This is a genomic window from Vibrio lentus (assembly GCF_002875945.1).
Taxonomy (GTDB): Bacteria; Pseudomonadota; Gammaproteobacteria; order Enterobacterales; family Vibrionaceae; genus Vibrio; species Vibrio apostichopi.
The window spans coordinates 118,171-132,367 of sequence record NZ_MCZK01000168.1; the positions used below are offsets into that span (position 1 = coordinate 118,171).

Genomic DNA, 14,197 nt, shown 5'->3' on the forward strand with positions numbered 1-14,197 from the left:
CAAAAAGGGAGCCCGAAGGCTCCCTTTTTATTTTGAGTTTTTAACTAGTTCAGCTTATAAAAAACCGTCGATAGTGGCGGTAAACGCAACTCAATTGATGTATCTAAGCCTTCGCTTGCTACTGATTCAATCTCTGCCGTCTGCTTCACTTCAAAGCCACTGCCCGCGTAATCAGCCGAGTCTGTATTCAGCAACAGTGAGTACTTACCTTGTGCTGGAACACCTAGACGGAAGTGCTCGTGAGGAACAGGTGTAAAGTTAGATACCACCAACACGCGCTCGCCAGACTCACTAATACGCTCATGCGCTAGGACACTCGCTTCTGCAGAGTCTTGAAGGCGCCATTCAAAGCCTTTCGGGTCGAAATCGAGGTCGTGCATGGCTGCTTCAGAACGATACAAGTTATTCAGGTCTTTAGTTAAACGCTGCACACCTTGATGGCGTTCATAATCTAACAAGAACCATTGCAGTTGATCATCATGATTCCATTCAGCCGTCTGACCAAACTCAGCGCCCATGAAGTTCAGCTTCTTACCCGGCTGCGCATACATGTAACCCATATAAGCACGCAAGTTCGCTGTTTGCTGCCATTCATCACCAGGCATCTTGTCATGGATAGAACCTTTACCGTAAACCACCTCATCGTGAGACAGAGACAATACATAGTTCTCACTGTGTGCATAAACCAATGGGAAGGTAATCGTATCGTGGTGATATTTACGGTTGATTGGGTCTTCTTGAATGTAAGACAAGCTGTCGTGCATCCAACCCATGTTCCACTTAAAGCCAAAGCCTAAGCCCCCCATAAAGGTCGGTGCTGAAACACCTGGGAAAGCCGTTGATTCTTCAGCAATCGTCATCGCATTCGGGAAGTGTTTGTACACTTCTTCGTTCATCCATTTAAGGGTTGCGATAGCGTCATAGTTTTCGTTGCCGCCATCCGCATTCGGGATCCATTGATCATGGCTACGCGAATAATCGAGGTACAACATCGAAGCAACCGCATCAACACGAATGCCATCGATATGGAATTGTTCGAACCAGTATAGTGCATTGGCTACCAAGAAACGACGAACATGCTCTTTACCTAAATCGTAAATGTACGAGTTCCAGTCTTGATGCCAACCACGACGTGGATCTGGATCATGGAACAAAGGCGTACCATCAAAGTTTGCTAGACCATGATCATCACTTGGGAAGTGTGCAGGAACCCAATCAAGAACAACACCTAGGCCAGCTTGGTGACATTGGTCTACGAAGAATTTGAAGTCATCCGGAGAGCCAAAACGACTCGTTGGTGCGAACAAGCCTATTGGCTGATAGCCCCAAGAACCGTAAAACGGATGCTCTGAAACTGGCATCAACTCAACGTGTGTATAACCAAGATCAGTCAGGTACGGAATAAGCTCCGCAGCAAGCTCACGGTAGTTTAGGAATTCGCCTTCAGCGTTGCGCTTCCAAGAACCAGCGTGCAGTTCATAGAATGAAAGTGCTTCTTTACGCTTTTGCGTAACTGGGCGATTCTGCCATTGAGTATCTTGCCACTCGTAGCGAGCGTGATCGTAAGTAACCGATGAAAATGATGGGTACTGCTCAGAGTAGAAACCCCATGGGTCAGCTTTATGCGGTAAGCCTTCGCCATCAGGTCCTTTTAATTCAAACTTGTATTGAGCACCTTCTTCCAGCTCAGGAATGAATAGGCCCCACATACCATAATCTAAGCGTTGCATTGGATGGCGACGACCATCCCAAGCGTTGAAGTTACCCACCAAGCTTGCCGCTGTTGCATGCGGTGCATAGACTAAAAATCGAGTACCCGAAATAACCTGACCATCACGCTCTAAAGTAACAAATTGAGCCCCCATGTGATGGTACATGTCTTTCGGTGTATGAAGATCTTCATAGCTAGCATAAAGTTCATGATACTGGTACGGATCATCAATGATCTGCTCTTCCCCAGCCCAATCTACTGCTAACTTGTAATGGGTAAAACGTAAGTCTCTTTCTTGCTTAAGAATGAAGCCACTTTCACCCTCTCGCGCTAACTCAATACGAGGTTCCTTTCCAACAATCAACTCGACTTTATCCGCCCCTGGAATCCATACGCGTAATGCACCTTGTTCAGAAGGTAAGTATGGCCCTAGAAAAGCAAAAGGGTCAGTAAAACAAGCCTGTGATAGTTGGGTATATATTTGTTTTTGCTTTGAAATCGAACTTAGTTCCAAAACGTTTCTCCCTAACCAAACATCCAAAAAATATAATACAAAAATGCCCGCTATTAGTGCGGGCAATATAACGACGGTTTATTCTACCAGATGAGCATTCATTATTGAGTGACCGAGGTTGTAGTTTCGTACGGCGTAAGCAAAAAACCACTTAAATTCAAGCCACTCAATATCATTACTTCGCTGCTTTTTCTCGAACGTCTGTCAACTTAGAAGCGATACGATTCACCCCTTCATGAGCAAAAATTTCGTCCAAGTTCATTGATAGTTTACGACGCCAGTTAGGGTACTCATCTACAGTGCCAGGAATGTTGACTGGCTTGTCCATCTCTAGCCAATCTTCCAGTTGAACACTAAGAAGTGTCGAACCACCAGCCGCAACGTGCAGTTGAAGTGCTTCAGCAAGATAAGAGTCCATCGGTACTTGGCTTGCATCGCGGCCAACACCTTCAGGTAGGAAACCATGCCATGCTACTGAATCTAAGATACCTTGTTTGCACTCCAGACGGTCATCGAACAAGGTTTCTAACTGTTCTGCATCTGGGTATAAACCAATCTCTTGCCCCATCTTCAAATCATCACAGTGCCAGAAACCGCGTAGGGTTGGCATATCGTGAGTACACAATGCTGCCATCGATTGTGGTGCGTAGTGTTTCGGTGAAATGAAACCGCCATCGTCTTCCGATGTTTCGAAGAAGAATACTTTGTAAGAATGTACGCCTGCATCCGCTAGGATATCGACGATTTCGTCTGGCACTGTGCCTAAGTCTTCACCGATAACGCTACATTGGTAACGGTGAGATTCAAGCGCCAAAATCGATAGCATATCTTGCACTGGGTAGTAGATGTACGCGCCTTTCGTTGCGTTCTCACCTTTTGGAATCCACCATAAACGCAGCAGACCTAAAACGTGGTCGATACGAAGTGCACCACAGTGCTTCATGTTGGCACGAAGCAATTTAATGTACGCGTCGTAGCTAGTTTCCAATAGGACTTCAGGGTTAAGTGGTGGCAGACCCCAGTTCTGACCTAGAGGACCAAGAATATCCGGTGGAGCACCAATGCTCGCATCCATCACAAGGTTGCCTTCATCAGCCCATGTTTCGCTACCAGAATCCGCAACGCCTACCGCTAAATCTCGGTACAGGCCAACCGCCATGCCTTTCTCTTCAGCAAGAGACTGTGCATCGTTGATCTGGCAATCTGCTATCCATTGCAGGTACATGTAAAGATGTACTTGCTCTAGGTTCTCTTTGATGTATTTCTGTGTTGCTGGGCTATCAAATGTACGGTATTTCTCAGGGAAGGCTGGCCATCCCCACATGCCTGAATCTTCAGCATGTAATTCACCGTGCAGAGCATCAAACGCCGCTTGATGCATCAGGCTTTCACCGCCCTCTTCAACGAACGCTAAGAACGCTTGTGCGCGGTCGCTGTTTTTATCTAGATGACGAGTCTTAAATTCTGCGAACAGCAGAGGCAAGATGCTCATCTTCAGCTCAGACACTTCGGTGTAATTCACCCAATGTGCGTCACGAGCTTTCTGTAGACGCTGTTGGAATTCAGCGCTGCCTACGGTTTGTTGTGCTTCTGCACTTAATGCGAATTCAGGTACTGAACTCACATCAATGTATAGGATGTTTAACCAACGACGTGAAGACGGGCTGTATGGGCTCGCACCTTCAGGGTTCGCTGGGAACAATGAGTGAATTGGGTTTAGGCCAACGAAGTCACCACCGCGAGACGAGATATCGGCAACAAGCTGTTTTAGATCGCCAAAGTCACCAATACCCCAGTTATGCTGAGTTCTTAATGTGTAAAGCTGTACACTCGGACCCCAAAGCTTTTTACCTTGCTCAATTGGCGCCTGTTTGAAACACGCTTTTGGCGTAATGATCAGTGTCATTTCGTAAGGCTTCTTACGACGTTTACGGCTCACAATTAGCTTGTGATAACCCCATGCCAGATCACTTGGCAGTGCAAACACTAAAGGGCCACCCTCGGCACGCTCATCACGAACGACTTGAGATTGAAGATAGCCTTCAAGTACCTCTCCTTGCTCGGTCTCTAAGCGCCAGCTGAACTCGCTTTCACGAGCACTAACACCTAAATTCAGCGCCACTTCTACTGGCTCACCATCACGCAAGACAAGAACTGGGTCTAGTACATCTTTTTTGTGTTTTCTTTCTGCTGACTTTAATAGTGCATCATCGCTGCTTGTATCGTAGCCCAATGAAGCCAATAGAGACGTAATCGTTTCGTCTGATACCTGTGCTTCATCGCCCCACGCACTAACGTAACTGTCGGCAATATTTGCCATTTCTGCGACTTGTTTTAATACGGTCTGTTCTTTCATCGCTCTCTCCGAAAACGTTCTAACGCTTTCAATTTTTGTAGGGTTGTTTATTTAATTTTTTACTAATCAATTAGCTTGTGACAATCCGTTTGTAAGCATCGCTATCTGAATAAGCCGTCTGTTTGCTCACAAGCTAATTGAGCCAAGGCAGAAACTGCCTTGGCTACTTTTGGAACTATTAACGTTTAACGGCTTCTAGCTTCCAGATGTTGTTCACGTAGTCGCGGATTGAGCGATCTGATGTGAACTTACCAACCAATGCTGTGTTAAGAATCGCTTTCTTAGCCCAACCTGCTTGGTCTTTGTATTGCGTGCCCATGTCTTCATGTGCTTTCACATAAGATGCGAAGTCTGCTAGACATAGGTAAGGGTCACCGCCGTCTAGTAGGCTATCAAACGTTGCACGTAGAAGGCCTGGTTGACCTGGAGAGAACTCATCACCAGTCAATAGGTCTAGAGATGCTTTCAATAGCGGGTCTGCATTGTAGTAATCGTAAGGGTTGTAACCCTGAGCTTTCAATGCAACAACACCATCAACGTCTAAGCCGAAGATGTAGATGTTTTCATCGCCAACTTCTTCACGGATCTCAACGTTTGCACCATCCATCGTACCGATAGTTAGAGCGCCGTTTAGAGCCATCTTCATGTTGCCCGTACCCGATGCTTCTTTACCAGCCAGTGAGATTTGCTGAGAAACGTCTGCTGCAGGGATGATGATTTCAGCCATGCTTACACGGTAGTCAGGGATGAATACCACTTTAAGCTTGTTACCGATGCGAGGATCGTTGTTGATCTTCTCTGCAATCTTGTTAACCGCGAAGATGATTTCTTTTGCTAGGTGGTAACCCGGTGCTGCTTTCGCTGCGAAGAAACATACGCGTGGCTCACACTCGAAACCAGGTTCATTAAGAATACGGTGGTACAGAGATAGAATGTGTAGCAAATCTAGGTGTTGACGCTTGTATTCGTGTAGACGCTTGATTTGCACGTCGAAGATAGCGTTAGTATCTAGCTCGATACCCATGTTCTCTTGAACCCAATCAGCAAGGCGCTGTTTGTTTTCTTTCTTAACAGCCATGAATTCTTTTTGGAATTTCGCGTCTGTTGCAAACTTAGCGATACCTTCAAGCTGCTCAAGTTTTGCTGGCCACTCAGTACCGATCTTGCCAGTGATTAGCGTAGATAGACCTGGGTTACAGAACTTCAACCAACGACGTGGTGTGATGCCGTTCGTTACGTTAGTCAATTTGCCTGGGAAGATTTCGTTGAACTCAGGGAACAAGTCTTTCTTAACCAATTGAGAGTGAAGTGCAGCTACACCGTTTACTTTGTAAGAACCGATCACACATAGGTTTGCCATGCGAACCATACGGTGGAAACCTTCTTGGATGATAGAAAGCTTCGCTTGCTTCTCACCGTCACCAGGCCACATCTTACGAACTTCTTGCATGAAGCGGTGGTTGATTTCAAAGATGATTTCCATGTGACGCGGAAGAAGACGGTTGATCAGTGATTCAGACCAAGTCTCTAGCGCTTCAGGAAGTAGTGTGTGGTTCGTGTATGCGAACGTATGAGCACTGATTTCCCAAGCTTGGTCCCAAGTTAAACCTTTCTCATCAATCAGGATGCGCATCAATTCAGGGATAGCGATAGTTGGGTGCGTATCGTTAAGCTGAATCGTTTCTTGCTTAGGCAGATCTTCTAAAGAGAAACCTGCAGCTTCGTGACGACGTAGAATATCGCGAACAGACGCTGCTGAGTGGAAGTACTGCTGCATTAGACGCAGTGTCTTACCTTTCTCGTGGTTGTCGTTCGGGTAAAGAACCTTAGTGATGTTACCTGCATCGATTAGCGAGTGTTGCGCTTCGAAGTAATCACCGTTGTTAAAGCTTGCTAGTGAGAATGGTGCAATTGCCTGACATTCCCAAAGACGCAGTGGGTAAACCGTGTTTGATTCGTAACCTACGATAGGCAAATCCCAAGGCATTGCTTTTACTTCCATACCTGGAACCCAAGTACGAACTTCTTTACCGTCAACGAATTCAACTTCTACATGACCGTAAAAACCAATGTGTTGTGCTAGCTCTGGACGAGCCACTTCCCATGGGTAACCCTCAACACCGCGCCACGCGTCTGGTGCTTCTTGTTGGCGACCGTCTTGGAAAGACTGTTTGAATAAACCGTATTCGTAGTGAAGACCGTAACCTACTGTTGGGTATTCTTGAGCGGCACAAGAATCCATGAAACAAGCAGCAAGACGACCAAGGCCACCATTACCTAGTGATGGATCGCGTTCTTCTTCTAGAAGGTCAGTTAGGTTTTGACCTAGCTCTTCCATTGCATGAGTGATTTGCTCATACAGGCCCATGCTGATTAGGTTGTTACCTGTCAGACGACCAATCAAGAATTCCAGCGAAAGGTAGTTAACACTCTTCGCGTTTTTGATTTTTTCATCGTTTTCAGTTTCTAGCAGGTCGAATGTTGTGAGTTCTGCTAATGCGCGACCCATTGCTAGGTACCATGCGCGGCTATCTGCATTTTCAATCGTTGTTGCGTAGGTTGCAGATAAATGTTTCTTAACGCTTTCTTGGAACGACACTTTATCGAAAGTTTTTTGCTGAGTTGGTTTCATTTCAGAAATCTCGCTTTTAATAGTTCTAATTCATCTGTGACATATCGTGCATGGTCACCATTAACTAAACATCCTCCCGCCCGTACGACTAACTAGGAGTAGATGGGAGGGCGTAGGGGGCGTACCCACATTGGGTTAGTGATCTGACTCTCATGTTCTGACTTCGAACAAAAACTTGGAGTGACTGGGATCACAAGCTCCCGTTCGATAACTTAACTTCAAATGATGTGACTTTTATTTAACCCATTTAAAGTCATTGCCAAATCTGAGTTTCAGATCACGAAAATATTTTCCGCCTCTCATCTTTTGCAGAGAAACATGTGTAGACAAGGACACAGTCACATTCACAAACCACCCCACAAGGTGAGCAAAGTCACAAATAAAGGGCGTAGAACACTAAAAACATGCAGGAGTGCAAGGTTTCTGAGGAGGATCATAGTCGGTAACGTTTTGCATCACGTAATATGAGTAAAGACTTAAGTAATTAGGCTAATGTCATTGGAGTGCACTCAACGATAGATTGGGATATTCCAGAACATAGCCACGGAATAGGTGTAAAACTTCGATATGTGGATCCCTTCGAAACTGACTCGTCCCGGCCGCTTACACAATGCAATCCTGCGACCTAGAGTTCTCGATCTGCTTCAGAATGCAGATTGCTACAAGCTCGTACTGTTCCGCTCTCCGGCGGGGTATGGCAAGACCACTATGGCTGCGCAATGGCTGGTAGATAAACCCAATGTGGGTTGGTACAGCATTGACGATAGTGACAATGATGCCTTTCGCTATATCAACTACCTACTTCAATCACTTAACAAAGCGACTCAAAATGCCTGTCCTAATGCCCAAAAACTGGCAGAAAAGCGACAGTTCTCATCACTGCATTCTTTGTTAAGCGAAGTGTTCGCCGAGATGTCTGAATTCCACCAGGAATGTTTCCTCGTGCTGGATGACTACCACTTAGTTAATAACGATGACATTCACGAGGCGATGCGCTTTTTCCTCAAGCATATGCCCGACAATCTAACGCTTGTTGTAACTAGCCGTGGGACACCACCACTTGGCACTGCAAACCTTCGTGTTCGTGATCTGATGATTGAGATTGGCAACGACTCTCTGGCTTTTGATACTGAAGAGACGACGCGCTTCTTCAATCAACGTGTTGCTGATGGCGTAGATGACACCACCGCTGGCAGTATCTGTACTTATGTTGAAGGATGGCCTTCTGCACTTCAGCTTATTGCCCTTCAAGCACAACATCAAAAACGCACGCTGGCCCAATCGGCCGAGTCTTTCTCTCACTTTAACCATGCCCACCTTTGGGATTACTTGGTTGAAGAAGTATTCGATCTACTGGATAAAGAAACCCGACAGTTCTTGATGCAGTGTTCAGTGCTTGATCATTTCAATGACGAATTAGTCTGCGCGCTTACCCAGCGTGAAGACGCGCTGGGTATGATCGAATCACTCAACCGATTTGGCTTGTTCATCTACCCTCTTGAAGGCGAGAAGAACTGGTACCGATTCCACAATCTATTCGGCGAATTTCTTGCCCACGAGCGCCAAGCTCGAATTCCACAGCAAGAAGCCGAATTGCACAGAAGTGCCGCAAAAGCGTGGATCAAACAGAAAACGCCTCATCAAGCACTACGACATGCACAACGCGCTGAAGATCCAGAGCTGATCATTCAAATTTTGACGGAACACGGTTGGCCGATGTTCAACCAAGGTGAGCTTTCATCGCTAGAGATGGCGATCAAGCAGCTCACCACGGATCAGTTATACAGTGAGCCGAAGCTATCAATGCTGCGCGCTTGGCTGGCACAGAGTCAGCACCGCTATGATCAAGTAGGTACCCTTCTAGAAGAAGCCGAAACTCAGTATCAAGCTCGAAACATCGAATTGGATACTCAGCAGCAAGGTCAATACAACGCCCTGCGTGCGCAAGTTGCTATTAATAGTAATGAACCAGAAAAAGCATTGGAATTGGCTGAGCTTTCTCTAAGCCAGTTAAACACGACCGTTTATCGTAGCCGTATTGTTGCGACCTCTGTTGTCGGCGAAGTCAATCACGTCATGGGCAATCTAAGCCGTGCTCTGCCAATGATGCAGCAGACTGAAAAGCTTGCACGTCAATATCAGGTTTACCATCAAGCATTGTGGGCGATTCTGCAACAGAGCGAAATCCTGATTGCTCAAGGTTATGTTCAAGCGGCCTTTGAACTGCAAGACAGCGCGTTCAAATTGATTGAAGAGCATCAGCTGCAATACGTACCTCTGCATGAATTCTTGCTGCGTGTTCGAGCTCAGATCTTCTGGTGTTGGAATCGACTAGATGAAGCGGAAGAGTGTTGTTACAAGGGCTTAGATATCCTTGGCCACCACTCACCAAGTAAGCATCTACATAGCTATTCAATGTTGGCTCGTATCTCGCTCAGCCGAGGTGAAATTGATAAAGCGTCGAAGTTTATCGACCAGATTCAGCACTTGTTACGCCAATCGACTTACCATGTGGATTGGACGGCGAATGCCTCCCTATCTCTGATCTTATTCTGGCAGGTCAAAGGTGATAAAGACGCCATTCGCGACTGGTTAAGTGTTGCAGTTCGACCTGAATCGGCGAGTAACCACTTCTGTCAGCTTCAGTGGCGAAATATCGTAAGATCTCACATCATCCTCGAACAATATGAAGAAGCGGAAGAAGCGTTGGCGTTCTTGAAGAGTGAAGCACAGCGTTCACACCTGATCACGGATACCAACAGAAACTTGATCGTTGAAGCCGTATTACGTACACAGATTAACGATGAAGACAGCGCTCGAGTATTGCTTGAAGAAGCTCTACATATGACCAACCAAACCGGTATGGTCGGTAACTTCTTAGTCGACGGTGGCACTATCGGACATATCTTGGATAAGTTGAGTAACAAGCCTGGATTAGGCGATTTAGAACGTCACCGTGCTCAGCAGATCATGAAAGATATCTCAACCACCCAACGTAGCCGTTCGGTTCACTTTGACGAAGACTTCGTTGAGAATCTGGTTAATCACCCGAATATTCCTGAACTGGTGCGCACTAGCCCACTCACACAGCGTGAATGGCAGGTGCTTGGTCTGATCTACTCTGGATTCAGTAATGAGCAGATTGCTCAAGAACTTGATGTAGCTGGTACCACTATCAAGACTCACATCCGCAACCTTTACCAAAAGCTTAATATTGCCAACCGTAAAGAAGCGATCAGCACAGCAGAGAATTTGTTGCAGTTGATGGGATACTAAAACGGATTTGAAATTCGAGAAAAACATAAGCTGGTCACCCATGGTGGCTGGCTTTTTTTTCGCTTGGAGAGTGAGGAGTAACCGATAAAAACTAGAGATAGCCAAATGACAGGCAAAAAAATAGCCAACCGCAATAATCGCGATTGGCTCTATATATTTGTGAACAAATCAAAGTTCACTAACAACGTCAGTTGGCTAGGTGACCCTCGGCTTAAGAAGGGTCAATCTATACAATGCAGTTAGCGTGCCAACTTTAATTTAGCGTTTTATAAGCCCTGCATCGCATAAAACCCGCTATTTTCACATGCGAATTGCAAAGTGCATTTGCATAATGCAACCAAGATGCAATATTGATAAGATACCAGTTTCATCGATAGTCTTAATGACAAATCACTAAGTGCTTGTATTTTAAATATTAGGTAAATGTTCAGTTCAACTTATTGCCTTACAATTAAGAAGGTAATAAAAGCACCTCGCCAAAGGCATATTCATACTTTTTTTACACTAAAGTTTGTATACTGCACAAAATCACCCTCAACTCTATGAAGCAATGAACTACTTAAGTACTTTTTTCAAAGGCATGGCAATGGGCGCAGCTGATGTTGTCCCTGGCGTGTCGGGCGGAACAATCGCATTCATCACTGGTATCTACGATACCCTGCTAGAAAGCATTCGCAGAATTAACCCTAGCGTACTTGGCTTATGGAAACGCGAAGGCTTCAAAGCGGCGTTTAACCACATCAATGGTTTCTTCCTGATTTCACTGTTCGCAGGCGTATTCACCAGTATTGCGACATTCGCAAAATTGATTTCTTGGCTATTGGTCACGCACCCTGTTCCTTTATGGTCTTTCTTCTTTGGCCTTATCTTGGTGTCGGTTTTCCACATTCTTAAGCAAGTAGAAAAGCGCGATATGATTCGATTCGTATTTTTACTACTTGGTGTTGCCTTCGCTTATAGCATTACTGTGCTTAAGCCTCTGCAAATGGAGCCAACCAGCATCAACCTGCTGATTGCGGGCGCGATTGCAATCTGTGCCATGATCTTACCTGGTATCTCCGGCAGCTTTATTCTATTGCTGATAGGCATGTACAGCCCTGTATTAGGTGCCGTAAAAGAGTTCCAAATAGATGTGCTTGCGCTATTTCTTAGTGGCTGTGTGCTTGGTCTATTAACCTTTTCACATGTGCTGTCATGGCTGCTGCGTTCATTCCGTGATTTTACATTAGTGTTCTTAACCGGTTTGATGATCGGTACGCTGCCAAAAATCTGGCCTTGGAAAGAGACCATCAGCTGGCGCACTAACTCGAAAGGTGAGCAAGTTCCTCTGATTCAAGAAAACCTATCTCCGTTCGACTTTGAAGCAGTAACCTCTCAGCCTTCTCAGCTGGTGTTGGCAATTGTGATGATGCTTGCTGCGATTGCTCTGGTTCTAGGATTAGAGAAGTTTGCAGAGCGCAACGCAGACTAGCTATTTAGAAGCAAATAGGAAATTCAGAAAACGAATGGGAAACGTGTTACATGGATAAGTCCCGTAAATACTGAGTTCAACATCCCTATTATTTAGATAAAAGCGAAGCCTATGGCTTCGCTTTTTTAGTTCTACCATACGCACAAAATTGCTTTTTGATACAAGCACGTATTGAGGGGTGTGATAACATCGCCGCTCTTATAAAATTAGATGAGAACACGACATGCACCCAGCATTAAAGGTTGCAGCTCTTGGAATCGCTCTCGTGGCAGGCTTTTATGGACCACAAGTATTTCAAAAACTTAAGTCGGTCATTGAGCACTCAACAGCCGAAGTTAACTTAGATGATTACTGCATGCTTTCAACAACATCGTGTGAGCAAGAATCTATTTCAATGTCACTTGATCGCGAAACCGCGCAACCTCTTCTACCCACGAAGATAAAGGTAGTTTGGGAAGGTGCCGCATCTGAAACACTGATGCTGTCACTTTCCGGTTTAGAAATGGAAATGGGCTCAGCACGTTTTCAATTAAAGAGCATTGGCAATAATACCTACGAAGGTGATGTAATTTTACCTGTATGTACTTTAGATAAGATGACATGGATCGGTGAGCTCACTGATGGTGTCGATACTGTAAACCCTGCAATAAGGATGGCAAGATGAGTAGAAATTGGTCGTTAGCATTGGTCGTTGCTTTTGTACTTGGCTTTGGTATCAAAAGTTATCTTGATGGGCAAAACGAAACTCAAGAAAAACACGCAGCAAAACAAGAGTTCTCCGCAACGACTCTTTTCGGCAAAGACAACAAACCAACGGAAATCTTTGACCAAACCGATGACAGAATTCGCATCGTTTACTTCGGTTTCACACGTTGCCCAGATGTGTGCCCGACTTCTTTGGCAATGTTAGCCGGAGCACTTAACCAAGTCTCTGACGAAGCAAAAGCGAAGATTCGCCCGATGTTTGTTTCGCTTGATCCTGAACGTGATGCTGCAGAAGCTTCTTACGAATACGCACAATACTTCCACCCGATGATGGAAGGGCTAAGTGGCCCGTTAGATGTGACAACAACGCTTGCGCATAACTACGGTGTTATTTTCAGAAAGACCAAGCTTGAAGGTTCAGAGTTAGAATACACCCTTGACCACAGCTCATATTTTTATTTTTTAAAGCCCGACGGCACACTGATTACCAAAGTGCCGCATACGTTAACGCCAGCGCCCATTGTTGAGGCTATCAACAAATTGACGCAGTAAAACGTAAAAATACAGAACTTACTCAATAAAGTTCGAACTAAAAAGTCAGGTCCCAGACCAAAACATAAAAACTAAGGACAACAACATGAAGTTAAAAGCTCTTGCTCTAGCAGGCATACTGCTCGCACCTCTTGCTCATGCTAAAGGTGACATTATGGTTCACGATGCTTACGCTCGCGCGACACCACCCTCAGCGGCCAACAGCGCTGTTTTCACAACCCTAATGAACCACAGCGATAAAGAGCGTTCTATCGTTTCAGCGACCACACCTGCAGCAGGTAAAGTAGAACTTCATGACGTGATCATGGACGGCGATGTAATGAAAATGCGCCAAGTTCAAACCATCGCAATTCCTGCAAACGGCCAAGTTGAACTTAAACCTGGCAGCTTGCACATTATGTTGTTTGACCTAAAAGATGGCCTGAAAGAAGGCGAGCAGATCTCAATGACGCTGACTTTCGCTAATGGTGAGACACAAACCTTTGATGCGCCGGTTAAGAAAGTAATGAGCGGCATGAAAAAGATGAATCACGATCATCACTAATTAAGCACCACTTGATGTTCAATGATACTGATCATGAGTAGAAGCGAATATCAGTTAAAAATTAGACAAAATTAAGCCACGATGACTTCTCGCCATCGTGGCTTTTTGCTAAACTGAGTTCGCTTTTTATTCAAAGCCTGAACACATAAATAACCCAAGGAGAATAGAAGATGATTGTAATGAAAACACTAAAACTGGCAGTAAAAGTAACGCGTTAATTTGTTTGGTTAATCAAACTTAAATACCGATCGACCAACATCTCGTCACCCGTGACGACCGCACACTTTTACCCGGTTTACCATTGGTCTTAAGTGATCAATACCTGCATGCCCAATAGCGCATGACTAAATCCGGGGTCCTATCTATTTGAATTCGACCCAAGCTCAAAACATTTTTGACGTCTCGACGCTTTTTAATCTCAGCAACTCTTTTTGGT

The 14,197-nt window shown here is 45.2% G+C and carries 8 protein-coding genes; 5 read left to right on the forward strand and 3 right to left on the reverse strand.

Annotated elements, in window-relative coordinates:
- Positions 1-44: 44 nt before the first annotated feature.
- The 3 genes from glgB to BCT49_RS22555 form a co-directional block, all read right to left on the reverse strand.
- On the reverse strand, positions 45-2,225 hold the full coding sequence (gene glgB, locus BCT49_RS22545; protein ID WP_102438348.1) for a 1,4-alpha-glucan branching protein GlgB: 2,181 nt from the start codon (positions 2,223-2,225) through the stop codon (positions 45-47).
- Positions 2,226-2,400: 175 nt separating this feature from the next.
- Positions 2,401-4,581 (reverse strand): 4-alpha-glucanotransferase, encoded by a 2,181-nt coding sequence (malQ, locus tag BCT49_RS22550; protein WP_102438350.1) that lies wholly within the window; start codon positions 4,579-4,581, stop codon positions 2,401-2,403.
- 178 nt (positions 4,582-4,759) lie between these two features.
- Complete coding sequence (locus BCT49_RS22555; RefSeq protein ID WP_102438352.1) at positions 4,760-7,213, reverse strand: glycogen/starch/alpha-glucan phosphorylase; 2,454 nt, start codon at positions 7,211-7,213, stop codon at positions 4,760-4,762.
- Between the two features lie 567 nt (positions 7,214-7,780).
- On the opposite strand from BCT49_RS22555, the gene malT reads away from it, so the two are divergent.
- The 5 genes from malT (at position 7,781) to BCT49_RS22580 (ending at position 13,761) form a co-directional block, all read left to right on the forward strand.
- Entirely contained in the window at positions 7,781-10,489 is a 2,709-nt protein-coding gene (malT, locus tag BCT49_RS22560) for an HTH-type transcriptional regulator MalT (protein WP_102438354.1), read from the forward strand.
- Between the two features lie 550 nt (positions 10,490-11,039).
- Positions 11,040-11,960 (forward strand): DUF368 domain-containing protein, encoded by a 921-nt coding sequence (locus tag BCT49_RS22565; protein ID WP_102438356.1) that lies wholly within the window; start codon positions 11,040-11,042, stop codon positions 11,958-11,960.
- Between the two features lie 223 nt (positions 11,961-12,183).
- On the forward strand, positions 12,184-12,624 hold the full coding sequence (locus tag BCT49_RS22570; protein WP_102438358.1) for a hypothetical protein: 441 nt from the start codon (positions 12,184-12,186) through the stop codon (positions 12,622-12,624).
- Positions 12,621-13,217 (forward strand): SCO family protein, encoded by a 597-nt coding sequence (locus tag BCT49_RS22575; protein WP_102438360.1) that lies wholly within the window; start codon positions 12,621-12,623, stop codon positions 13,215-13,217. Before BCT49_RS22570 ends, BCT49_RS22575 begins: the two co-directional genes overlap by 4 nt.
- Positions 13,218-13,302: 85 nt before the next feature.
- Entirely contained in the window at positions 13,303-13,761 is a 459-nt protein-coding gene (locus tag BCT49_RS22580; RefSeq protein ID WP_102438361.1) for a copper chaperone PCu(A)C, read from the forward strand.
- Positions 13,762-14,197 lie beyond the last annotated feature (436 nt).